This window comes from Williamsia sp. (assembly GCF_016462415.1).
Lineage (GTDB): Bacteria > Actinomycetota > Actinomycetes > Mycobacteriales > Mycobacteriaceae > Williamsia_A.
The window spans coordinates 78,706-102,127 of the sequence record NZ_JAEMTF010000002.1; the positions used below are offsets into that span (position 1 = coordinate 78,706).

At 68.9% G+C, this 23,422-nt stretch carries 23 protein-coding genes; 6 read left to right on the forward strand and 17 right to left on the reverse strand.

Features of this window, described 5'->3' with window-relative positions:
- Positions 1-45: 45 nt before the first annotated feature.
- From mutM to rsmD, 6 genes are all read right to left on the reverse strand, one after another.
- Positions 46-981: a bifunctional DNA-formamidopyrimidine glycosylase/DNA-(apurinic or apyrimidinic site) lyase gene (gene mutM / locus JHC79_RS01020; protein ID WP_296388009.1), complete on the reverse strand. Its 936-nt coding sequence runs from the start codon at positions 979-981 to the stop codon at positions 46-48.
- Positions 982-1,023: 42 nt separating this feature from the next.
- Positions 1,024-1,737 carry a ribonuclease III gene (gene rnc / locus JHC79_RS01025; protein WP_296388041.1) on the reverse strand — a complete coding sequence of 238 codons (714 nt, stop codon included), beginning with the start codon at positions 1,735-1,737 and terminating at the stop codon, positions 1,024-1,026.
- A gap of 79 nt (positions 1,738-1,816) precedes the next feature.
- On the reverse strand, positions 1,817-2,416 hold the full coding sequence (locus JHC79_RS01030) for a DUF177 domain-containing protein (RefSeq protein ID WP_296388010.1): 600 nt from the start codon (positions 2,414-2,416) through the stop codon (positions 1,817-1,819).
- A 78-nt stretch (positions 2,417-2,494) separates the two neighbouring features.
- Positions 2,495-3,271, reverse strand: a complete 777-nt coding sequence (locus JHC79_RS01035) for a DivIVA domain-containing protein (RefSeq protein ID WP_188492096.1) — start codon at positions 3,269-3,271, stop codon at positions 2,495-2,497.
- Positions 3,272-3,430: 159 nt separating this feature from the next.
- The gene (gene coaD / locus JHC79_RS01040; RefSeq protein ID WP_296388011.1) at positions 3,431-3,907 is read right to left on the reverse strand and encodes a pantetheine-phosphate adenylyltransferase; all 477 of its coding nucleotides are present in this window, start codon (positions 3,905-3,907) and stop codon (positions 3,431-3,433) included.
- A 45-nt stretch (positions 3,908-3,952) separates the two neighbouring features.
- Positions 3,953-4,513 (reverse strand): 16S rRNA (guanine(966)-N(2))-methyltransferase RsmD, encoded by a 561-nt coding sequence (gene rsmD, locus JHC79_RS01045; RefSeq protein ID WP_296388012.1) that lies wholly within the window; start codon positions 4,511-4,513, stop codon positions 3,953-3,955.
- 170 nt (positions 4,514-4,683) lie between these two features.
- Here rsmD and ectA point away from each other — a divergent pair, with 170 nt between their 5' ends.
- The 4 genes from ectA to JHC79_RS01065 all read left to right on the forward strand — a co-directional run bounded on the left by ectA (position 4,684) and on the right by JHC79_RS01065 (position 7,971).
- Positions 4,684-5,202: a diaminobutyrate acetyltransferase gene (gene ectA / locus JHC79_RS01050; RefSeq protein ID WP_296388013.1), complete on the forward strand. Its 519-nt coding sequence runs from the start codon at positions 4,684-4,686 to the stop codon at positions 5,200-5,202.
- Between the two features lie 126 nt (positions 5,203-5,328).
- Positions 5,329-6,582: a diaminobutyrate--2-oxoglutarate transaminase gene (gene ectB, locus JHC79_RS01055; protein ID WP_296388014.1), complete on the forward strand. Its 1,254-nt coding sequence runs from the start codon at positions 5,329-5,331 to the stop codon at positions 6,580-6,582.
- Between the two features lie 55 nt (positions 6,583-6,637).
- A complete protein-coding gene (locus tag JHC79_RS01060) occupies positions 6,638-7,036 on the forward strand; it encodes an ectoine synthase (RefSeq protein ID WP_296388015.1) in 399 nt (132 codons plus the stop codon).
- 8 nt (positions 7,037-7,044) lie between these two features.
- Complete coding sequence (locus JHC79_RS01065) at positions 7,045-7,971, forward strand: D-isomer specific 2-hydroxyacid dehydrogenase family protein (protein WP_296388016.1); 927 nt, start codon at positions 7,045-7,047, stop codon at positions 7,969-7,971.
- A 13-nt stretch (positions 7,972-7,984) separates the two neighbouring features.
- Here the strand turns inward: JHC79_RS01065 and JHC79_RS01070 are convergent, their stop codons facing one another.
- Positions 7,985-8,737 carry an SDR family oxidoreductase gene (locus JHC79_RS01070; protein WP_296388017.1) on the reverse strand — a complete coding sequence of 251 codons (753 nt, stop codon included), beginning with the start codon at positions 8,735-8,737 and terminating at the stop codon, positions 7,985-7,987.
- Positions 8,738-8,838: 101 nt separating this feature from the next.
- On the opposite strand from JHC79_RS01070, the gene JHC79_RS01075 reads away from it, so the two are divergent.
- Complete coding sequence (locus tag JHC79_RS01075) at positions 8,839-9,387, forward strand: TetR/AcrR family transcriptional regulator (protein WP_296388018.1); 549 nt, start codon at positions 8,839-8,841, stop codon at positions 9,385-9,387.
- A 71-nt stretch (positions 9,388-9,458) separates the two neighbouring features.
- A complete protein-coding gene (locus tag JHC79_RS01080; RefSeq protein WP_296388019.1) occupies positions 9,459-10,340 on the forward strand; it encodes a Sir2 family NAD-dependent protein deacetylase in 882 nt (293 codons plus the stop codon).
- A 25-nt stretch (positions 10,341-10,365) separates the two neighbouring features.
- Here the strand turns inward: JHC79_RS01080 and proB are convergent, their stop codons facing one another.
- The 10 genes from proB to JHC79_RS01130 all read right to left on the reverse strand — a co-directional run bounded on the left by proB (position 10,366) and on the right by JHC79_RS01130 (position 23,416).
- Positions 10,366-11,496, reverse strand: coding sequence for a glutamate 5-kinase (gene proB, locus JHC79_RS01085; protein ID WP_296388020.1), 1,131 nt, complete (start codon positions 11,494-11,496; stop codon positions 10,366-10,368).
- Positions 11,486-13,027 (reverse strand): GTPase ObgE, encoded by a 1,542-nt coding sequence (gene obgE / locus JHC79_RS01090; protein ID WP_296388021.1) that lies wholly within the window; start codon positions 13,025-13,027, stop codon positions 11,486-11,488. Before obgE ends, proB begins: the two co-directional genes overlap by 11 nt.
- Positions 13,028-13,199: 172 nt before the next feature.
- Positions 13,200-13,466, reverse strand: a complete 267-nt coding sequence (gene rpmA / locus JHC79_RS01095; protein WP_296388022.1) for a 50S ribosomal protein L27 — start codon at positions 13,464-13,466, stop codon at positions 13,200-13,202.
- A 25-nt stretch (positions 13,467-13,491) separates the two neighbouring features.
- Positions 13,492-13,803, reverse strand: coding sequence for a 50S ribosomal protein L21 (gene rplU / locus JHC79_RS01100; protein ID WP_188492070.1), 312 nt, complete (start codon positions 13,801-13,803; stop codon positions 13,492-13,494).
- A 258-nt stretch (positions 13,804-14,061) separates the two neighbouring features.
- Entirely contained in the window at positions 14,062-17,391 is a 3,330-nt protein-coding gene (locus JHC79_RS01105) for a translation initiation factor IF-2 N-terminal domain-containing protein (RefSeq protein WP_296388023.1), read from the reverse strand.
- A gap of 457 nt (positions 17,392-17,848) precedes the next feature.
- Positions 17,849-18,262 carry a nucleoside-diphosphate kinase gene (gene ndk / locus JHC79_RS01110; RefSeq protein ID WP_296388024.1) on the reverse strand — a complete coding sequence of 138 codons (414 nt, stop codon included), beginning with the start codon at positions 18,260-18,262 and terminating at the stop codon, positions 17,849-17,851.
- A 42-nt stretch (positions 18,263-18,304) separates the two neighbouring features.
- Complete coding sequence (locus JHC79_RS01115; protein ID WP_296388025.1) at positions 18,305-18,721, reverse strand: hypothetical protein; 417 nt, start codon at positions 18,719-18,721, stop codon at positions 18,305-18,307.
- Between the two features lie 140 nt (positions 18,722-18,861).
- Entirely contained in the window at positions 18,862-19,218 is a 357-nt protein-coding gene (locus tag JHC79_RS01120) for a DUF4233 domain-containing protein (protein ID WP_296388042.1), read from the reverse strand.
- A 110-nt stretch (positions 19,219-19,328) separates the two neighbouring features.
- Positions 19,329-20,756 carry a folylpolyglutamate synthase/dihydrofolate synthase family protein gene (locus JHC79_RS01125; protein WP_296388026.1) on the reverse strand — a complete coding sequence of 476 codons (1,428 nt, stop codon included), beginning with the start codon at positions 20,754-20,756 and terminating at the stop codon, positions 19,329-19,331.
- Complete coding sequence (locus JHC79_RS01130; RefSeq protein WP_296388027.1) at positions 20,753-23,416, reverse strand: valine--tRNA ligase; 2,664 nt, start codon at positions 23,414-23,416, stop codon at positions 20,753-20,755. The genes JHC79_RS01125 and JHC79_RS01130 overlap by 4 nt, the downstream gene beginning before the upstream one ends.
- Positions 23,417-23,422: the final 6 nt, after the last annotated feature.

A 23,422-nucleotide genomic window follows, 5' to 3' on the forward strand; every position in this document is an offset into this window, starting at 1 on the left:
TGATCGACTATCGTTCGCCACGCGAATTGATTGTCGGGTGGCGGCTCAGTGACCGCGGGGACGCACCTGGCACCTCGGGCAGCTGAACGAGCTGCGGTTCATGAACTGCTCGCGACGCATCAACCGCCCGCACCGCCGGCAGGGCTGCCCCTCGCGCCCGTAGGCGTTCAGCGACCGCTCGAAGTAGCCCGACTGCCCGTTGACATTGACGTAGAGCGCGTCGAACGAGGTCCCGCCCGACTCCAGTGCCTCCGACATCACCTCGCGCGCTGCGTCGAGGAGCGAGCGCAGCTTGCGCGGTCCGAGCTCGTCGGTCAGCCGTGCACCGTGGATCCGACTGCGCCACAACGCCTCATCGGCGTAGATGTTCCCGACGCCGCTGACCAGGGTCTGGTCCAGGAGGGCTCGCTTGATCTCGGTGTGCTTTCTCCGCCATGCGGACACCACCGCGTCGGGGTCGAACGACGGGTCGAACGGGTCGGCACCGATGTGGGCGATGGTGGTCGGGATGTCGGCGAGCGCCGGATCGGAGTCGTCGGAGTAGGCGTCGAGGAACCACCCACCGAACGTCCGTTGGTCGACGAAGCGCAGTTCCATCCCGTCGCCGAGCTGCGCCCGCACCCGCAGGTGCACGGGGTCCGGGGTGTCCGGCGCGGTCACCAACATCTGACCGCTCATGCCGAGGTGGATCACCAGCGCCACGTCGGAGGAGTCGGCAGGTGGGTCGGGGACCACGGAGTCGACGGGGACAGAGGCTCCCTGGGCCACATCCGGTCGGTGCAGGTCGAGCCACAGGTACTTGCCTCGGCGGCGCGCAGCGCGAATCGTGGCGCCGGCCAGCACACCCGACAGGTCGTCGGCCCCGGGCAGGTGTCGCCGCACCGCGCGCGGGTGGAGCACGGTGACCGAGTCGATGGTCCGTCCGACGGCGTGGGACTCGAGGCCGCGACGTACGACCTCGACCTCGGGGAGCTCAGGCATGTCCGCCTGCGGTGGAGCGGGAGTGTGTGACGACCACCAGGTTCAGGAACCCGACTCGGTGATCGCCTGCCAGGAGGTGGCGGCCGCCTTCTGCTCGGCCTCCTTCTTCGTCCGCCCCACGCCCACGCCCAGGGCGTCGCCGGCGACGAGTGCGGTGGCGGTGAACTCCTTGCTGTGGTCGGGACCGACCGAGGTGATCTGGTAGGTCGGGACGCCGAGCCCGCGGGCCGCGGTGAGCTCCTGGAGGGAGGTCTTCCAGTCCAGACCGGCGCCCATCATCGCCGCACGCTGCATCGACGCCGCGAACAGCGACGAGACCACGCGCCGCGCCGTCTCGAACCCGTGGTCGAGGTAGACCGCACCCAGGATGGACTCCATGCCGTCGGCCAGGATGCTCGCCTTGTCGCGGCCACCGGTGAGTTCCTCACCGCGGCCGAGCAGCAGGTGGCGTCCGAGGCCACCCTCGCCCAACCCCCGCGCGATGTCGGCGAGGGCGTACATGTTCACGACGCTGGCACGGATCTTGGCCAGTTCACCCTCGGGACGATCCGGGTGGGTGAGGTACAGCTCCTCGGTGATGACCACGCCGAGCACGGAGTCGCCGAGGAACTCGAGGCGCTCGTTGGTGGGCAGGCCGCCGTTCTCGTAGGCGTAGGAACGGTGCGTCAACGCCAGCACCAACAGATCGCGACGTATCGACACCCCGACCGCCTCGATGAGCGGGGCCGGATCGACGACGAGTACGGGAAGCGCCAGATCCGCGCCGGCCCGCTCGTCCACGGGGCGTGGTTCGTCAGCGGTCACGGGAGCATTCCGCGTCACTCCACCCGTCCCGTCATCGCGGCGTGTCCGGACCGGTGTCGGTGGTCGTCGATTCACCGTCGGTGGCGAGGTCACGCAGGGCGGCCCACCGCGGGTCGAGCTTCTCGTGGTGGTGATCGGGATCGGCGGTGTCGAGCCGCACCCCGCAGTCGGGGCACAGTCCGCGGCAGTCGTCGCGACACAGCGGCACCATCGGCAGATCGAGACCGACGGCATCGATGACCGCCTGCTCGAGATCGACCTGGTCGTCGGAGATGCGGTGGATGTCGTCGGCGTCGGTCGTCTGATCGGTGACGCTGTCGGGGTAGGCGAACAGTTCGGTCAGGAACACGTTGACCGTGCCCCCGAGCGGTTCGAGGCACCGTGCGCACTGCCCGGCGGTGTCGCCGCTCACCGTCCCGGTGACCAGCACACCCTCGGCAACCGCCTCGAGACGCAGGTCGAGGTCGATGTCACTGTCGGACGGGATCGCGATCAGATCCAGCCCGATGGACCGATCGACCGAGACGGTCCGGTGCACCTGCGCCATCGACCCGGCACGCCGGCCCAGGGACCGGATGTCGAGCACGAAGGGGGTCACCGCGGAATTGGTACGAAGACGCTGATCGGACACGAATCAGCACGATACGCCGATGGGCCATGACAAACGAACCCATCTGATCGGTGGTGCTCGATCGACGAACCGAGCCGATCAGACCGCCACGCCGGTCGGGAACTCCATGCCGGCGCGCGGGTGCTCGTTGTAGTCGTGTACGCCCGCGCCGGTACGCAGCTGCTGGCGGCCACGGTTGACCGAGCGCATCGTCCCGGTGAGGACTTCCTCGAAGTCGGCCAGCTTGTTGTCGACGTAGACGTCACACTCACCGCGGAGTCGATCGGACTCGGCGTGGGCCGCGTCGATGATGCGGTCGGCCTCGGACTTGGCCGCCGCGACGACCTCGGTCTCGGAGACGAGACGCTGCTGCTCGGCGATGCCGTCGGCGACGGACTTCTCGTAGCTGCTGTTGCCGGACTCGATCATCCGGGCGGCCTCGGCCCGTGCGCGACCGGTGACAGCCTCGAACTCGCGTGCGGCCCCGGCGGCGGTGCGCTGCGCGTCGGCGTTGGCCTCGGAGACCACGTCGGTCGAGTGGGCCTGCGCCTCGGCGACCATGCGGTCGGCCTGCGACTTCGCCTCGGACAGGATGCGGTCGGCCTCGGCACGCGCATGCGAGACCATGGCATCGGCCTGCGAGGTCGCCTCGGTGATCGCGCTCTCGGCGTGATCACGGGCGTCACCGACCAGCTTGTCGCGCTGATCCAGGACATCCTGGGCGTCGTCGAGTTCCGCGGGGATCGAGTCCTTCACGTCGTCGAGGAGTTCCAGCACGTCACCGCGAGGGACGACGCAGCCGGCGGTCATCGGGACGCCGCGCGCCTCCTCCACGATCGCACCCAGTTCGTCCAGAGCTTCGAATACTCGATACACAGCTACCTCTGTTTCCCGCTCGGGGTTGTACCCCTACTCGAGTGATTGGTGTTGTTTCTGTGACCAGTGTGCCCACTGTTACTTGATTTACGCCGCAACTCACCGGGCGTGTCGGGGTGGGGGCCACCCGGGCCGCGGGTGCGGCGCGTCGGCCTCGGGTCAGGAATCGAGCTTGGCGCGCAGCGCGGCGAACACCGGAGGCGGCAGGAACGGTTCGACGTCGCCACCGAGCGTGGCGACCTCCTTGACCAACGAACTCGACACGTGCGACCACTGCGGGTCGGTGAGCATGAAGAACGTCTCGACGTCGGTCAGATCACGGTTCATCTGCGCCATCGGCACCTCGTAGGAGAAGTCGACCGTGCTGCGCAGGCCCTTCACGATCGTGCCCAGGTCGTTCTCGCGCAGGTAGTCGACCAGCAGACCCTCCCACCGATCCACCCGGACCGTGGGCAGATGGGAGGTGCATTCCTCGATCAACGCCACCCGCTCGTCGATGCTGAACATCCCCTTCTTCGCGGGGTTGATCGTCACCGTGACGACCAGTTCGGAGAAGCGGGCTGCACACCGCTCGATCACGAAGAGGTGCCCGCGCGTGAGCGGGTCGAACGATCCGGGGCAGACGGCGCCAGGCATGGGGTCAAGCTAGCAGGACGGCGGCGTCGACCCGCCCTCTCGACATCACCACGCGGCGGTGGCGATGTCGACCCGGGTCTCGCCGTAGGTCCGGGTCAGATAGGACTCGAGTCCGGCCGGCCAGTCGGTCTGCGACGACCGCGCCGAGCGCTCGACGACGACGACCGCGTCCGGCGACAACCACCCGTGGGCGATCAGGCCGGACAGGTTCGCCGACACCGCCGAGTCGTCGAGGGCATACGGCGGGTCGAGAAGGACGACGTCGAACCCGGCGGACGCCCGCGACCCCACCACCACCTCGACCCGACGCCTCAGGATCGCGAACGCCGCCGAGGGCAACGCCGTCGCGGTCACGTTCGCGGCGATGGTTGCCGCGGCCCTGGCGTCGGACTCCACCAGGGTTGCGTGTGCGGCGCCACGGGACACGGCCTCCAGACCGAGGGCCCCCGACCCCGCGTACAGATCGAGGACCCGCAGGCCGTCCAGACCGACGCGGGAGTCGAGGATCCCGAACAGCGACTCGCGTACGCGGTCCGAGGTCGGACGGGTACCCGCCGGTGGTGCGGCGATGGCGCGTCCGCCCGCCTGACCCGCGATGATCCTCACGCCGATGATTGTCGTATGCGCCGACGACGGGCCCATCGCCGACCCCGCGGGACCGCAAAGGTGACGGGACTCACAAAGACGTGCTGTACTGGCGCTTAGTAGCGCTTTTACCTGCAAATATCCGATCCTGGGTGACATCGCTGTGACCCGTTGTTAACTTCATTGATGACATGACCCCCACACAGATGAGTGCGACCCTGACCCCTTCACCCGAGGTGACCTTCCGTGCGCCCGACGTCTCCGACGGCGTCCGCCTGTGGGAGATCGCCCGTGACTCGGAGGTCCTGGACCTCAATTCGAGCTACTCCTACGTGCTGTGGTGCCAGGACTACTCGCGCACCTCGGTCGTCGCCGAGGTCGATGGGAAGGTGGTCGGTTTCGTCACCGGGTACGTCCGCCCCCAGGCGCCCGACACCCTGATGGTCTGGCAGGTCGCCGTCGACGCCGACCAGCGCGGACTCGGTCTCGCCGGCCGCATGCTGACCGCGCTCATGGATCGCGTCGAGGGAGACGCGATCACACGGATGCAGACCACGATCAGCCCGGACAACGATGCGTCCCAGGCGCTGTTCACCCGGTTCGCGGAGCGTCGCGGCATGACGATCACCCGTCGCGACTACTTCGCCCCCGAGGTCTTCCCGGACTCGCACGAGCCCGAGGATCTGTACACCATCGCACCCCGGACCTGACCTCTCCGGAACGTCACAGCCCGTGTGTGGCCGTCGTCGAGCACCGTCGCTGGCCGTGAACCTGCCGCACACTCCCACGGGGCCGAGCACGCAACGCTCCCCCGCCTCTCGACCCGAGGATCCATCATGACTTTTTCCGACAGCATTTTCGCCGAACGCGAGTCCGAGGTCCGCAGCTACAGCCGCGGCTGGCCGGCTGTGTTCGCCACCGCCTCCGGCTCCTGGCTCACCGACCGTGACGGCCACAAGTACCTCGACTTCTTCGCGGGTGCAGGCGCCCTGAACTACGGCCACAACCACCCCGTGCTCAAAGAGGCACTGCTCGAGTACATGGCCGGCGACGGCATCACCCATGGTCTGGACATGTCGACCATCGCCAAGGGCGAGTTCCTGCAGACGTTCCAGGACACGATCCTGATGCCGCGGAACCTCGACTACAAGGTCATGTTCCCCGGCCCCACCGGCACCAACACCGTCGAGGCCGCGCTCAAGCTCGCACGCAAGGTGACCGGTCGCGAGGCGATCATCAACTTCACCAATGCGTTCCACGGGATGACGCTCGGCGCCCTCTCGGTCACCGGCAACGCGTTCAAGCGTGCGGGTGCCGGTGTGCCGCTCGTGCACACCACCCCGATGCCCTACGACGACTACTTCGACGGCGAGATGCAGGACTTCGGCTGGTTCGAGCGCGTCCTCGAGGACTCCGGCAGCGGTTTCAACAAGCCGGCCGGCGTCATCGTCGAGACCGTGCAGGGCGAGGGTGGCGTCAACGTCGCACGCGCCGAGTGGCTGCGTGGGCTCGCCGACCTGTGCAAGCGACACGACATCCTGCTGATCGTCGACGACGTGCAGATGGGCTGCGGCCGGACCGGGCCGTTCTTCTCGTTCGAGATCGCCGGCATCACCCCCGACATCGTCACGCTGTCGAAGTCGATCGGTGGTTACGGCCTGCCGATGGCACTCACCCTGTTCAAGCGTGACCTCGACATCTGGGAGCCGGCCGAGCACAACGGCACCTTCCGCGGCAACAACCCGTCGTTCGTCACGGCGAAGGCCGCGGTCGACCACTTCTGGTCCGACGACACCTTCGAGAAGGAGACGATCGCCAAGGGCAACCGCATCCACGAGGTGTTCACCGAGTTGTCGAACAAGCACGAGGGCGTTAGCACCCGTGGTCGCGGTATGGCCCAGGGGCTGGTCTTCGAGGCACCGGGCAAGGCGGGCAAGGTCTGCCAGCTCGCGTTCGACAACCACCTGCTCACCGAGACCGCGGGCCCGTCCGATCAGGTGGTCAAGCTGCTCCCGCCGCTGACCATCACCCACGACGAGCTCGAGCAGGGCCTCGACATCCTGGCGACGGCGACCGCACAGGTCAGCTGACCGGCACGCAGCCGCCCCGCACCCTCACGACGACACCACAACGAGAGGAACGACCATGATCGTCCGCACCACGACCGAGATCACCGACACCGATCGCGACATCGTCGCCGAGAACGGACAGTGGCGTTCCAAGCGCATCATCCTCGGCGGCGACAAGGTCGGGTTCTCGCTGCACGAGACCGTCATCAAGGCAGGCACCGTCAACGAGTTCCACTACGCGAACCACGTCGAGGCCGTGTGGCTGATCTCCGGTGAGGGCACGCTCCTCGACCGCGAGACCGGTCAGGAATACCCGCTGGGTCCCGACACCATGTACCTGCTCAACGGCCACGAGCGCCACACCGTCACCGCGACAACCGAACTGCGCATGTACTGCGTGTTCAACCCGCCGGTGGTCGGCAACGAGACGCACGACGAGAACGGCGTGTACCCCCTCGTCACCGTCGACGACTGATCACCCCCATGGCCGATCAGGACGAACGCACACCGGTCGCCCTGACGCCGGGACACGACGAGCACCTCACCGCGGCGATCGAGTCCGCGGGCGGGGTGCTCGTCGCTCTGTCCGACGCACGCGTGCTGGTGTGGGCGGGCGGGGTCGACGACTTCCCCGCCGAGCTGCCCGACTCGATCGAGTGGGTGGCACTCAAACTCGCCGGCATCGAGGAGTTCATGTCGGCCGGGCTGATCGACGACCGACGGACATGGACCAACGCGTCCGGCTTCTACGCCGAGAACGTCGCCGAGCACGCGCTGGCCCTCCTGCTCTCCGGGCTGCGCCAGATCCCCGCAGCCGTGCGCTCGCGGTGGGACAAGGACGGCATCGACACGTCCATCCGCTCACTGCACGGCTCGACCGTGGCGATCGTCGGTGCGGGCGGTATCGCCCGATCACTGATCCCGCGCCTGTCCGCGTGCGGCGCCGACGTCATCGCGGTCAACCGGTCCGGCCGTGCCGTCGACGGTGCCCGTGAGACTTTGCCCGCCGACCGCATCGAGGAGGTGTGGTCGCGCTGCGATCACGTCGTCGTCGCCGCGCCCTCGACGGCGTCGACGCGCCACCTCATCGACGCGTCGGTGCTGGAAGCGCTCCCCGACCACGCCTGGATCGTCAACGTCGCCCGAGGCGCGCTCGTCGACCAGGAGGCCCTGCTCACCGCCGTCCGCGACGGTCAGATCGCCGGCGCCGCACTCGATGTCACCGATCCTGAACCCCCGGCCGCCGACGACCCGATCTGGGACGAGCCGCGGATCATCGTGACCCCGCACGTGGCGAATCCGTCGTCCGGACTCACCCGCACGCTCGCTCCGTGGATCGCGGAGAACCTGCGTCGGTTCCGCTCCGGTCAGCCGCTGCTGTCGACGATCACACCCGGCAGCACCTACTGAGATCGACGCGGCGTCAGCCCTGCCGTGTCGGGCGGATGGTGATGTCGCCGACCTCCACGTCGTCGGGCTGTTCGATGGCGAACGCGATCGCTCTCGCCACCGCGTCGGGTTCCATGCCGAGTTCGGCGACGGCCGCGGTGAGCGCATTCGCGGCGTCCCGATCGCTCCACGATTGCGCGACGAGGTCGGAGAACTCGGTCCGGACCATGCCCGGAGAGATGGACGTGGTCCGCAGGACGCCGTCGGTCGACTCCTGCCGTAGGCCCTCCAGGAGGGTGCGAACCGCGTTCTTGGTGCCCGCGTAGATCGCCTGTGTCGGCGTGATCTTCAACCCCGACGTCGACAACGTGGTCACGAGATGACCGTGCCCCTGGGACCGGAACACCGGTACCGCCGCGGCGATCCCGTTCAACACCCCACCGACGTTCACGTCGATCATCGCCGACCACCCCTCGACGTCGAGATCGTCGACGGGTCCGAGCCGCGCGATCCCGGCGTTGTTGACCAGCACGTCGAGCCGACCGAATCGCTGCACGGCCAAACGGACCAACCCCTCCAGATCCTCCCGCCGTGTCACGTCGGTGGCGCACACCTCCGCCCGTCCCCCGCCGTCGACGATGTCGCGCGCGATCTGGTCCAGACGGTCGGTCCGACGGGCACCGAGCACCACCGCGGCGCCGCGCGCGGCGAGCAATCTCGCGGTTGCCTCGCCGATTCCGCTGCTCGCACCCGTGATCGCCACGACCTTGTCGAGGATTTCAGCCATTGTTCGTAACCTCCGGTCTAGAGTGGACACATGTCCGCTTACCCCTCGACCGTAGCGGACACGTGTCCGCTCGGCCACTCCCCGGCCGTGCAGGCGGGTTGATGGCCTCCCCGCGCCGGGCCGATGCCCTCGAGAACCGCGAGCGGATCGTCGCCGCGGCACGCGCGGCGATCGCGGCGTCGGACGAGGTGAAGCTCAACGCGATCGCCAAGGACGCCGGCGTCGGGCAGGGCACCCTGTACCGCCATTTCCCGACTCGTGAGGATCTGCTCGCCGAGGTCTATCGCGGCGACGTCGACGTTCTCGTCGCGGCCGCCCCGATGCTGTTGGCCGACAATCCGCCGGTCGAGGCGCTGGCGCTGTGGTTCGAGCGTGTGGCCGACTACGCGCAGATCAAGCGTGGGGTCTTCGCAGCCGTCGAGGCGGGCGTGTGGCGTGCCCTGTCGGCGCACAGCATCGGACCGATCGGGGACGCGGTGTCGGCCCTGCTCGCTGCCGGTCGCGCGGAGGGCACCATCCGTGCAGACGTGGACGCTCGCGATGTCATCCTGCTGATCGGCTACCTGACACGGCTCGACGACGAGGAGTGGGAGCCGCGTGCCCGCCACCTGCTCGGCGTCGTTCTCGACGGGCTGCGCACACGGAGTTGACCCGATCCACGCCCCGGTCGGTCCGGCGTCGGTTCGTCCCCGTCGCACGGTCGGCTCGCTACCCTGGAGTGGTGCGCACTCGTAGTCAGTTGGCCTGGGTTCCCGGTGAACCCACCGAGGTCGACCACGACGTCGATGAACGGGTCGAGCGGGCCCGCACCCTGCTGAACGGACGTCGCGTCGTGGCGATCACCGGCGCAGGCATGTCCACCGATTCCGGGATCCCCGACTACCGCAGCCCCGACGCCATCCCCCGCGCCCCGATGACGATCGACATGTTCCTGTCCTCGGCCGACTTTCGCAGGCACTACTGGGCCCGGAACCACCTCGGCTGGCGTCACATGGACGCCGCGCTGCCCAATCGCGGACACCTCGCCATCACCGAACTCCAGCGCCAGGGGATGGTCTCCGGCGTGATCACCCAGAACGTCGACATGCTGCACATCAAGGCCGGCAACGCACCGGTCCTCGAACTGCACGGTTGCTACGGCAGGGTCTGCTGCGTCGACTGCGGATGGCAGATCTCCCGCCACCGGCTCGCGACCATCCTCGAACCGCTCAACGCGGACTTCTCCGCACGTATCCGTGGTCGGGGCGCGATCGAGGTCGCCCCCGACGCCGACGTCGCCGTGTCCGACACCGGCGACTTCGCGATGATCGACTGTCCCGAATGCGGCGGCGTCCTCAAACCGGCGATCGTCTATTTCGGCGAGAGTGTTCCGAAAACCACGGTGGCTCGGGGCTATTCGATGATCGACGACGCCGATGCGGTCCTCGTCCTCGGATCGTCGCTGACGGTGATGTCGGGGCTGCGGTTCGTCCGACACGCGCATCGGACGGGCAAGACCGTCGTGGTGGTGAACCGGGGCCACACCCGCGGCGACGACATCGCAGATCTCAAGATCGACCACCGCTGCGCCGAGGTCCTCACCCGACTGTCGCAGCCGCGGTAGGACCGCCGGCGAGCCGTCGGTCGGGTCAGGTGCTCAGGACCAGGTCGTCGGCGTGGACGACCGGACGACGCAGGCCCACCGGCAGGTCAGAGGTGGACCGGCCGATCATCTCGGCCACCTCGCCGGCCTCGTAGGCGATGACCCCGCGCGCCCGCACGGATCCGTCGGCGCCGACGACGTCGACGACGTCGCCCCCGGAGAACCGGCCCTCGACGCCGACCACACCGGCCGGTAGCAGGGACTTGCGCCGTGCGATCGCCGCCGCGGCGCCGTCGTCGACGACGATGCGTCCCCGGGTCTCGGCGGCGTGGCGGACCCAGAAGTTGCGGGCCGACATGCGGGCGTCCCGGGCGGCGAACGCCGTCCCGACGCCCGCGGCGCCCAGTGCGGCCGCCGCGTCGGATGCCGCGGCCAACAGGACCGGCACACCGGCGTCGGCGGCCAGACGTGCCGCCGACAGCTTCGACGCCATCCCGCCGGTGCCCAGTGCCCCACCGGATCCCGCGATCACCCCGTCGAGGTCGGCGGCGCCGGCCACCTCGGCGATCATCCGGGCATCACCCTTGCGGGGGTCGCCGTCGTAGAGACCGGCGACGTCGGACAGCAGGACCAGTGCGTCGGCTCCGGCCAGGTGCGCGACGAGGGCGGCGAGCCGGTCGTTGTCACCGAATCGGATCTCGTCGGTGGCGACGGTGTCGTTCTCGTTGACCACGGCCACCGCGCCGAGCGTGCGGAGTCGGTCGAGCGTGCGTTGGGCGTTGGCGTGCTGGGCGCGCATCGAGATGTCGTGCGCCGTCAGGAGAACCTGGCCGACGGTGCGTCCGTACCTGGCGAACGAGGTTCCCCAGGCGTGTGCCAGCGACAACTGGCCCACGCTCGCGGCGGCCTGTTTGGTGGCCAGGTCGGTGGGACGCTTCTTCAGTCCCAGCGGCCCGATGCCCGCGCCGATCGCCCCGGACGAGACGACGATGACGTCGGTCCCCGACGCCATCCGGGTCTCGAGCGCGTCGGCCAACGCATCGAGGCGGTCGAGATCGAGACCGTCGGAGATGTCGGTCGGCGACGACTTCACCAGCGCCGACGAGCCGATCTTGACCACGATGCTGCGTGCGCCCGCGATCTGGGTACGTACCGGGGACCTGAGATCAGCGGTCATCGTCGTGCAGGTCGTCGCTCAACCCGTCGTCCGACGTCCCGGTGCCGGCGAAGGCCTCCGCGCCGAGATCGACCGGAGCGGAACCGAAGTCGTCGGCATGGTGGCGACGCGCCTTGCGGGCGACCTTGCGGTCGGCGGCACCGATGCGATCGGGCCGATCGAGTCGGACGTCGCTGCCGCGACCCTGGATGGGCACGTCCTCGCCGCTCGGCACCTGTGGGTCCCAGTCGAAGCTGACGTCGCCGATGGTCACGGGGGCACCGGCGACCGCGCCCTGCTTGGTCAGTTCGGCCTCGACGCCCAGGCGGCTCAACCGGTCGGCCAGATAGCCGACGGCCTCGTCGTTGTCGAACTGCGTCTGCTTGATCCACCGTTCCGGACGCGTTCCGCGGACGATGAATCCGCCCGGCGTCGCCGGATCGCGCACCACCGTGAAGCCGGTCTCGTCGACCGCCTTCGGGCGGATGACCGCGCGACGTGGGACCGGCGGCGGGTTCTCCGTGCGGTGACGTCGTACGAGCTCGGCCAGCGCGTAGGTGAGTTCGGTGAGCCCTGCGTGGCTGACCGCCGAGATGGCGAACACCGGCCAGCCGCGCTCTGCTACCTCGGCGGTCACCAGTTCGGCCAGATCGGCGGCGTCGGGGACGTCGATCTTGTTGAGGATGACCACACGGGGCCGGTCGGCCAGGTCGGTGAGACCATGATCCGACGACAGCGCGGGCGTGTAGGCGGCCAGCTCGGCTTCGAGTGCGTCGATGTCGGACAACGGATCCCGGCCGGGATCGAGCGTCGCGCAGTCGACGACGTGCGCGAGGACGGCACAGCGCTCGAGGTGTCGCAGGAATTCGAGGCCGAGGCCCTTGCCCGCGGACGCGCCCGGGATCAGGCCCGGCACGTCGGCGATGGTGAAGATGTCCGAACCGGCGGTCACCACACCGAGGTTGGGAACCAGGGTGGTGAACGGGTAGTCGGCGATCTTCGGCTTGGCCGCCGAGAGCACCGACACCAGCGAGGACTTGCCTGCCGACGGAAAGCCCACGAGACCGACGTCGGCGACCGACTTCAGTTCCAGGACGAGCTCGTTGACCTCGCCTTCCTCGCCGAGGAGGGCGAACCCGGGCGCCTTGCGGGCACGTGACGCCAGCGAGGCGTTGCCGAGCCCACCGCGACCACCGGCCGCCGCGGCGTATGTCGTTCCCGCCCCGACCATGTCGGCGACGATCTTGCCGTCGGCGTCGAGCACCACCGTGCCGTCGGGCACCGGGAGGATCAGATCGTCGCCGTCCGCGCCGTCGCGGTTGGAACCCGCGCCCGGTCGGCCGTTCTGGGCGCTGGCGTGCGGCCGGAAGTGGAAATCGAGCAGCGTGTGCACCTGCGGGTCGACCACGAGGGTGACGCTGCCGCCGTTGCCCCCGTTGCCGCCATCGGGTCCGCCGAGCGGTTTGAACTTCTCACGATGCACCGACGAGCAGCCGTGACCGCCGTTGCCCGCCGTTGCGTGAATGGTCACGCGGTCGACGAATCTCGACATTTCCCAGCCTTTCTCGGTGATGTGATGGGCGCGTCAGGTGCGGCGGCCCGGTGATGCGGTGTGGAACGGGTGAAACGAGAACAGTGTTCGAAAAGAGACGAGGGGCGGGCCGGGTGTCGAAAGACCCTGGCCCGCCCCTCGCGGAGCTCTCGAGAAATCGAGGCGTCGTGCGTCAGACCGCAGCGGTGTCGGCGACGACGATGTTGATCGTCTTGCGTCCACGCTTCTGGCCGAACTCCACCGCGCCTGCGGACAGGGCGAACAGGGTGTCATCGCCACCGCGTCCGACATTCACGCCCGGGTGGAAGTGGGTTCCACGCTGACGGACCAGGATCTCGCCTGCGCTGACCACCTGGCCACCGAATCGCTTGACGCCGAGTCGTTGTGCGTTCGAGTCGCGACCGTTGCGCGAGCTGGACGCACCCTTCTTGTGTGCCATGTCTTAACTCCTTCTCGACGTCGCGTTACTTGATTCCGGTGACCTTGAGCACCGTCAGCTTCTGACGGTGGCCCTGGCGCTTGTGGTACCCGGTCTTGTTCTTGAACTTGTGGATGCGGATCTTCGGGCCCTTGACGTGCTCGACGACCTCACCGGTGACGGCGGCCTTGGCCAGCGCATCGGAGTCGGTGGTCAGCGTCGAGCCGTCGACGACGAGGGTGACGGGCAGCGGCACCGTGGAGCCGACCGGTCCGTCGATCTTCTCGACCTTCACCAGGTCGCCTTCAGCGACCTTGTACTGCTTACCGCCGGTCTTGACGATCGCGTACGTTGCCATCGGAGCACTACCTCTTACTGTCTGTTGTCCTGTGCGCCCGCAGGGTGTGCGGGGCCGTCTTACGTCGTGTTCACGTCGATCTCGTGGGAGTCCGACCTGCCTGCGGTGAACGAGGGCGTCGTCTCCGGTGGAGGGACGCGCTGCGCTGGTTTCGGACACAGCGCTACCTTGCTCGCCTGAAGGCGACTAACCGAGGTTACGGGAGTGTCACTCGCCGGGTCAAACCGTGGTCAGCGCCGTGGTGCGGTGTCGAGCGCCTCAGTCCTCCTGGGGCGGACCGGCCGGTCGTCCGGCCGCTCGCCGACGAGGTCGCCGCGTGGCGGCCACCACCGGTTCGTCGACCGCTGCCGCGGCACCCACCGTGGTGATCGGTGCGGTGTCAGCGGGAGCGACGGCGGCGACGGTCAGTGACCCGACGGTGCCCGAGACGGGTTCGGAGGCCGCCACCGGCGCCGCAGCCGGGCGACGGGCCGCGCGACGACGCTTGCGCGGCGGTGCGGGCTCGTCGGCCGGGGTCTCGACGGATGGGGTCTCGACGACGGGCTCGCCACCGGCTTCGGGTTCGCTGACCGAGTCCTCGGGAGTCGGATCGGCGACGACCTCGGACGGGGCGTCCGGTGTGTGGACGACGGCGGCGACCGCGTCGGTCGCGACCTCCACCGGATCGCTGTCGCGGTCGGGCGCGGTGGGGTCACCCTCGGAGCGGGATGTCGGGTCGGCGGCCGTCGAGTCCCCGTCGTTGTCCCCCGACGGCTCCTCGCCCTCGGGGTGCGAGGCCATCGCGCGGAACATCGGGTGTTCGGACGGGTTGTGGGCGGGCTTGGCCTCGGCCGGGGCGTCCGCCTTCTTCTTGCCGCCACGGCGGGAGCGCTTGGAACTCTCCTGACGCGGTGCGTCGTCGCCTCCGCCGGTCACCTCGACCGGATTGGCATGGACGATGATCCCGCGACCGGAGCAGCAGGTGCAGGTCGACGAGAACGCCTCCAGCAGGCCGGTTCCCAGTCGCTTGCGCGTCATCTGGACCAGCCCGAGGGAGGTCACCTCCGACACCTGGTGCCGGGTGCGGTCCCGCGACAGGGCCTCGGTCAGACGTCGCAGCACGAGGTCGCGGTTGGATTCGAGCACCATGTCGATGAAGTCGACGATGATCATCCCGCCGATGTCGCGCAGACGCATCTGACGGACGATCTCCTCGGCGGCCTCGAGGTTGTTACGGGTGACCGTCTCCTCGAGGTTTCCACCGGAGCCGGTGAACTTCCCGGTGTTGACGTCGACGACGGTCATCGCCTCGGTGTGCTCGATGATCAGGGTTCCGCCCGACGGCAGCCACACCTTGCGCTCGAGGGCCTTGGCGAGTTGCTCGTCGATGCGGTGCACGACGAACGCATCGGGCGAGTCCGCGTGCGACTTGGTGAACTTCACGAGACGGTCGGCGAGGTCGGGTGCGACCGACTCGACGTACCCGCGGACGTGTTCCCACGCCGAGTCGCCGTCGACGACGAGCTTCTTGAAGTCCTCGTTGAACAGGTCACGGACGACCTTCACGAGCAGATCCGGCTCTTCGTAGAGCGCCTGCGGGGACGCCCCCTTGGCCTTGCCCGCTCCCGCGGTTGCCTCTTCGATCTGGGCCCACTGGGCCTTGAGCCGGTCGATGTCGGCGGACAGTTCCTCGGCGCTGACGCCCTCGGACGCCGTACGGATGATCACGCCGGCCTCGGGCGGGACCAGCTTCGACAGGATCTGCTTGAGTCGTTTGCGTTCGACGTCGGGCAGCTTGCGGCTGATACCGGTCGACGATCCGCCGGGCACGTAGACCAGGTAGCGGCCGGCGAGGGAGATCTGGGTCGTCAGTCGCGCGCCCTTGTGTCCGACGGGGTCCTTGCTGACCTGCACGACGACCGGGTCGCCGGGCCGCAGCGCCTGCTCGATCTTGCGGCTGCCGCCGTCGAGTCCGGCCGCGTCCCAGTTGACCTCACCTGCATAGAGCACACCGTTGCGTCCCCGACCGATGTCGACGAAGGCCGCCTCCATGCCGGGCAGGACGTTCTGCACCCGGCCGAGGAAGATGTTGCCGACCATCGACGACGAGGTCGACGTGGTGACGAAGTGTTCGACCAGGACACCGTCCTCGAGGACAGCGACCTGCGTGTAGTCCTCGGTAGGTGCGGTCGTCTCGTCGGCGTCGTCGGACAGACCGACGTTGGCCGAACGCTCCCGCACCACCATGACCCGGTCGACCGCCTCGCGACGGGCCAGGAACTCGGACTCGGTGAGGATCGGCGGGCGACGGCGACCGGCGTCGCGACCGTCCCGGCGACGTTGACGCTTGGCCTCGAGACGGGTGGACCCGGAGATGCCCTGCACCTCGTCGCGATCACGCGAGGAGGAGGACGACGACGAGCGTGACTTGGCCCGCGGCTCGCGCTCGTGCACGACGGTGTTCGGCGGATCGTCACTCGGCTGGTCGTCCCCGTCGGCGCCGCCCTTGCGGCGGCGACGCCGGCGACGGCGGCGGTTGTTCGCCGACGATTCGTCGTCACCGGAATCGTCGGAGTCGTCATCGCGGGAATCGGCGTCATCGGACCCGGCGTCCTTCGTCGACGAGTGATCGCCGTCGGACTTCTCGCCGTCCGACTTCTCGGCCACTGCGTCCCGACCGGACTTCTGCTCGTCGGGCTTCTCGGCCGCGTCGCCACCGGAGCTGTCGGCGTCGGCATCGGCGTTCTTGGCGCCCGACCCTCGACGTCCGCCGCCACGGCGACCCGAACGCGGTTCGGTGGTGGTCGAGTCGGACTGCTCGGCGTCGTCGGACGTGGAGGCATCGGTACCGGAGTCGTCGGACGAGCCGGCCGACTCATCATCCGAGGAGTCGTCGAGGTCGGAGTTCTGCTCGCCGGCGACCTGGTCGCCGCGCCCACGACCGCGACCACGACGTCCGCGACGTCGGCGGCGCGAGCCCGAGGCGGATCCGTCACCGTCGTTGTCGTTGTCGTTCGAGTCGTCGGTGTTCGTGGCCGAGGACTCGGGCTGGGGCGCCGTGGCGTCCTCGGACGGGGTGGCCTCGTCGACGGTCGCGGCGGGCTTCTCGGCACGCTGTGTGCGTCGACGGGTGCTCGGCTCCGGGGCCTGCGGCTGCAGGAACAGCGGCCCCTGTGAGGAATCGCCGGCGTCCGCCTTCGTGGTGGGCTCGACGGCCTCGACCGCGGAGAACAACGACGGTGTCGTGGGCTCGGAGGCCACGTCGGTCGGTGCTGATGTCGGGCGGGCCGACTCGGCGGGCGCCTCGGGTGCGGGGGTCTCGACCGGCGCAGGGGTGTCCGGGGTGCTCGACGCCGTGTCGACGTCAGCGGCGGCCGGCTCGGCCAGCCGGTCGCGGACCTGCACCGCGGCGCTGCGGTCGATGCTCGACTGGGGGCTGCGGGCGACGATGCCGAGCTCGGCGAGGTGCACGAGCACCTCGCGGCTGGGGATACCGAGTATCCGGGCGAGCGCGTGCACCCTCAGCTTGTGGGGGAACTCCTGCGCCGGGGTGGCGTCGGCGTTCGAGTCGGTGCTGTTCAAGTCTTCGGACGAGCCATTGTCGGCCACGTGTTCTCCTCGGCCCCCGGGCGCATCGTCTCGACGCGGCCTCGCGAGGGCTGTGCTGTGTGTCGGACCGCGAGCGGTCCGAGTTTGTATGGTCTCGCGTCGGCGGACAGCGGTTGTGCCGTGTCCGCGCAACGCATTGGGCTGATGGCATCACCGGAGTCCGAGCGGTCCACACCGCGCGTGCGTCGTTGTGATCGACACATCGCGTTGTTGTGATCAACGCCAAGCGGGGACCGAGGGAATTCGGTGGGTCATCGGGTGTCATCACCGACGGTGTCGGCAACGACCCATGCAGTATCCCACACGGGTGTCGCGCGACGGCGCACCACTGCGGTTCACCCGCGGTTCGGTTGCCGTCAACGACGGCGGCCCGCCCGGTGCGCGAGCGCACAGGACGGGCCGCCGAGCGCGCGAACCGGCCGTTTCCGGGGTCGGGTGCGCTGATGGACGAGGTGGGTCAGGACAGGCCGGGGAACCAGAGCGCGATCTCACGCTCGGCCGACTCGGGCGAGTCGGATCCGTGGACCAGGTTGTTCTGCGTGTTCAGGGCGAGGTCGCCGCGGATCGTGCCGGGGACCGCCTTCTCGACCGGGTCGGTACCGCCGGCGAGTTGCCGGAAAGCGGCGATCGCCCGTGGGCCCTCGACGACCGCGGCCACCAGTGGCCCGGAGGTGATGAACTCCAGCAGCGACCCGAAGAACGGCTTGTCCTGGTGTTCGGCGTAGTGGCCACGTGCGACGTCGTCGCTCACGGTCCGCAGTTCGAGGGCCACCAAGGACAGGCCCTTGCGTTCGATTCGGCTGATGATCTCGCCGACCACTGCCCGGGCTACGCCGTCGGGCTTGATCAGGATCAGGGTGCGTTCGGTCACGACGACAGAGTAGCCATGCCCCCGTGCCGAGCCGCGGACGGCTCAGTCGCAGTACTTGCCCTCGATGGCGAAGAAGCCGTAGTTGAACAGGTTCCCCGAGGTGGCGCGGGGGTCGACGACAACCTGCACACATCCGCCCGGGGACTTCAGAGCCTCGGCGACGGTCGCGTCGAACCGAGCGGCCAGCGCGAGATTCGCGGCACGGTACTGCGCGGGCACCGGGATCGACGCGACGAACTGGGCGAGGTCGATCCGCGACGCACGCACGGTGAGGTCGTGTGTGGCGGTGTAACCGAACTCCGTCGGCGACACCGGCACCGGCTCACCTGCGGGCAGGACCTCGACCGCACTCGTGTCGGGTTCCACCGCAGAGGCAGCACCCACGCCCATCGTCGAGATACCCGCCGCGAGTGCGCAGGAGATCACGGCCACGGAGGAACGGGTGCTGAGACGACGCATGAGGTGATGGGCCTTTCGACGGTGAGATCGCGGGCGGACGCCCGCGGACGACCCTCGCATGGTGTCAGCCGGTGGCGCTCACGTCATCCCGAATTGCGGCAGCGACGATAACGAATCGGACACGGCCGGCGGTGCGCCGGTCAGGCCGGATCGGCCCCGGTGTCCGCGATCGGCTCCTGACCGGGCAACAGTCCCCGCTCCATCCGTAGTCGGACGTCGCGCTTGATGTAGGCGATGTACAGCCAGACCAGACCGAAGACGATGCCGACCGCGGCGATCGACCAGTGGAAGATGACGCCGATGATGAGCAGCACCTGCAGTGCGAGATCGAACTGCAGGGCCCAAGGACGTCCCTGCACTCCCGCGCCGAGGACCATGAGCAGCGCGAGGACGACCAGGTAGACACCCGACAACCAGGTCAGACCGCCGCCGACCTTGGCCACGATGGGCAGGGCCAGCAGGACGACGATGAACTCGAGGATGAGCGTTCCGGCCATGATCCCGCGCAGGCCCTTCCACGGATCGTTCACCGGTGGGGTGAACCGGCCCCCGACCGCGTCGGACGGGGTGTCCCCCGGCCCGCTCGCTTCGCTCCCGGTGCCGGGTGTCATGAGGGGTCCTTTCCGAACAACGTGCGGGCCGCACCGGCGGTGACCACCGAGCCGGTGATCACCACGCCTGCGCCGGACATCTGATCCAGCTCGTCACCGGTCTCCTCGGCGGCGGCAACCGCGGCCTCGACCGCCTCGGGCAGGAACGGTCGCACGTCGACGCGGTCCTCGCCGAAGATCGGCAGCGCCAGGTCGGCGAGGTCGGTGGTGTCCATCGCCCGCGGCGATCCGTTGTTGGTGAGCACCACCGAGTCCACCACCGGTTCCAGCGCGGTCAGCAGACCGACCGCGTCCTTGTCCCGCATGACACCGACGACCGCGATGAGGCGACGGAAGTCGAACTCCTCGACCAGGCTGCGGGCCAGTGCCGCCGCACCGTGGGGATTGTGGGCCGCGTCGAGGAAGACCGACGGCGCCGTGCGCACGCGCTCAAGGCGTCCGGGGGTGGTGACGGCGGCGAATCCCGCACGTACCGCGTCGATGTCGAGTTGTCGGTCGGCGCCGGCACCGAAGAAGGCCTCGACCGCCGCGAGAGCGAGCACCGCGTTGTTCGCCTGGTGCCCGCCGTGCACCGGCAGGAAGATCTCGGAGTAGACGCCCCCGAGCCCCTGCAGTTCGAGCATCTGACCGCCGACGGCGGTACGGCGCTCGAGTACCCGGAACTCCGAGTCCTGCCGGGCGACGAGCGTCTCGGCCTCGGCCACGCGGGCCATCAGCACGCTCGCGGCCTCGGGATCCTGGGCGGCGAGGATCGTGACGGGATCGACCGGCACGATGTCGTCGGCGTTGGCGGGCTTGATGATCCCCGCCTTCTCCCCCGCGATGGCCGTGAGGGTGTCCCCGAGATAGTCGGCGTGGTCCATCGCGATCGGCGTGATCACCGCCACCGACGGTTCGATGACGTTGGTGGCATCCCAGGTGCCGCCGAGACCGGTCTCGACGACGGCGACGTCGACCGGCGCCTCGGCGAACACCGCGTACGCCATCGCGGTGAGCACCTCGAACTTGCTCATCCGCGGCCCACCCTGGGCGATCGACGAGTCGTCGACCATGGTGATGAACGGTTCGAGTTCGCGGTAGGTGTCGACGTAGAGCCGCGGCGAGATCGGCGCACCGTCGACCGAGATGCGTTCGGTCGCGAGCTGCAGGTGCGGGCTGGTGATCCGACCGGTCCGACGGTGCAGTGCGGTCAGCAGGGAGTCGATCATCCGGGTGACCGACGTCTTGCCGTTGGTGCCGGCGATGTGGATCGACGCATACCCCTTCTGCGGTGATCCGAGTACGTCCATCAGGGCGACCATGCGGGTCAGGGACGGCTCGATCTTCGTCTCCGGCCAGCGGTCGTCGAGTTCGGCCTCGACCTCCGCGAACTCGGCGAGGTCGTCGGCGGTCGGGATGCCGGTGGCGTCCTGCGGCGCGCTCACGCCCCACCCAGCTCGTCGAGCTTGGCGCGGATGCGCTCGACCTCCTCGGTCGCGATGCGCTGACGGTTCCTGATCTTCTCCACGACCGGCTCCGGCGCCTTGGCCAGGAACTGTTCGTTGCCGAGCTTGCCGGTGGTCTGCGCCAGCTCCTTCTCGGCCGCGGCGAGATCCTTGGCCAGACGGCGCTTCTCGGCGTCGACGTCGATGGACTCGGAGGTGTCGAGTTCGACCCGGATGGTCGCCGAGCTCAACCGGACATCGATGGTCGCGGTGGCGGAGAAGTCGTCGCCTGCGGCCGTCAGCTTCGCCAACGAGTCGACGTAGGGCCGCACCGACCCCAGACCGGCGGCGTCGATCCCGTCGAGGCGGGTGGGGACGCGCTTGTTGTCGGCGATCCCCTGATCGCCGCGGAACCGGCGGACCTCGGTGACGAGTCGCTGGGTGTCGGAGATGCGTTGGGCGGCCTGCGCATCGGCCGTACCGCCGATGGCCGTGGGCCACGACGCGGTGACGAGGGTCTCCACACCGGTCAATGTCGTCCACAGGACCTCGGTGACGAACGGCATCACCGGATGCAGCATCCGCAGGATCGAGTCCAGGACGGTACCGAGCACGATCGCCGTGGCCTGGGCGCGGTCGGTGTCGACGACGCCGTCGGCACCCGCGTAGACCTGCACCTTCGCCAATTCGACGTACCAGTCACAGAATTCGTCACGCGCGAAGTGGTACAGCGCCTCACAGGCCTTCGCGAACTCGTAGGACTCGAACCCGGCGTCGGCCTCGGCGAGCACTTCGTCGAGACGACCGAGAATCCACCGGTCGGCGTCGGTCAGGTCGGAGCGGTCCGGCAGCTCGCCGAGACGCGCACCGTTCATCAGCGCGAACTTGGTGGCGTTGAACATCTTGGTGGCGAAGTTGCGCGACGCCTCGGCGTGGTCGTCGCCGACGGACAGGTCGCCGCCGGGGGTGGCCCCGCGCGCCAGGGTGAACCGCAGCGCGTCGGCCCCGAACCGGTCGACCCAGTCCAGCGGGTCGATGCCGTTGCCCTTGGACTTCGACATCTTGCGGCCGTGTTCGTCGCGGACCAGTCCGTGCAGGAACAGATCCCGGAACGGGACGGCGTTGTCGCCCTCCATCGTGTCGCCCACGTAGGTGCCGAACATCATCATCCGGGCCACCCAGAAGAACAGGATGTCGTAGCCGGTGACGAGGACGCTGGTCGGATAGAACTTCGCCAGATCGGCGGTCTCGTCCGGCCATCCCATCGTCGAGAACGGCCACAGTCCCGACGAGAACCAGGTGTCGAGGACATCGGGGTCCTGCTCGTACCCGGCGGGCGGCTCCTCCCCCGGTCCGACGCAGACGACATCGCCGTCGGGGCCGTACCAGATCGGGATGCGGTGTCCCCACCACAGCTGCCGCGAGATGCACCAGTCGTGCATGTCGTCGACCCATCCGAACCAGCGCGGCTCCATCGACGCCGGGTGGATCACGGTGTCGCCGTTGCGGACCGCGTCGCCGGCGGATTTCGCGAGTGTCTCGACACGCACCCACCACTGCATGCTCAACCGCGGCTCGATCGCCTCGCCGCTGCGCTCGGAGTGCCCGACGCTGTGCAGGTACGGGCGGACCTCCGTGACGATGCGGCCCTGCTCGGCGAGCGCCTCGCGCACCGCGACGCGGGCGGCGAACCGGTCGAGTCCGTCGAACTGCGTTCCGGTGTCGCAGATGTGGGCCGCGGCGTCCATGATCGTGGGCATCGGCAACCCGTGACGCTGACCGAGGGCGAAGTCGTTGGGATCGTGCGCCGGGGTGATCTTGACCGCGCCGGTACCGAACTCGGGATCGACATAGTCGTCGGCGACAACGGGGATCGACCGGTCGAGGAAGGGGTGCGGGAGCTCGGTGCCCACCAGGTGGGCGTAGCGCTCGTCGTCGGGGTGCACCGCGATCGCGGTGTCACCCAGCATCGTCTCCAGTCGCGTGGTGGCCACGACGACATGGGGCTCGGCGTCGTCCATCGACCCGTACCGGAAGCTGACGAGCTCACCCTCGACGTCGTCGTAGGACACCTCGATGTCGCTGATCGCCGTCTGCAGGGTCGGCGACCAGTTGACGAGCCGCTCGGCGCGGTAGATCAGGCCGTCGTCGAACATGCGCTTGAACACCGTGTGCACGGCGCGCGAGAGACCCTCGTCCATCGTGAAGCGTTCGCGCGACCAGTCGACGCTGTCACCGAGGCGGCGCATCTGGCCGCCGATGTCGCCACTGATCTCGGCCTTGGCCTCCCACACCTTGTCGATGAAGGCCTCACGGCCCAGCGAGTCGCGGGAGATGCCCTGCGCGGCCAGGCGCTTCTCGACCATTGCCTGCATCGCGATGGCGGCGTGGTCCATACCGGGCAGCCACAGCACCTCGTAGCCCTGCATCCGGCGGCGGCGGGAGAGCGTGTCCATCAGGACGTGCTCGAACGCGTGGCCCATGTGCAACGAACCGTTGACGTTGGGCGGCGGGATGACGATGGAGAACGGCGGCTTGTCGCTGCCCGCGTCGGCGGTGAAGTACCCGCCGTCGATCCAGCGCTGATAGATCGCGGATTCGTGGGCGGCGGGTTCCCAGGACTTGGGTAGCGAGACGGTAGGTGCTGGGAGTTCGGTCACCGTTCG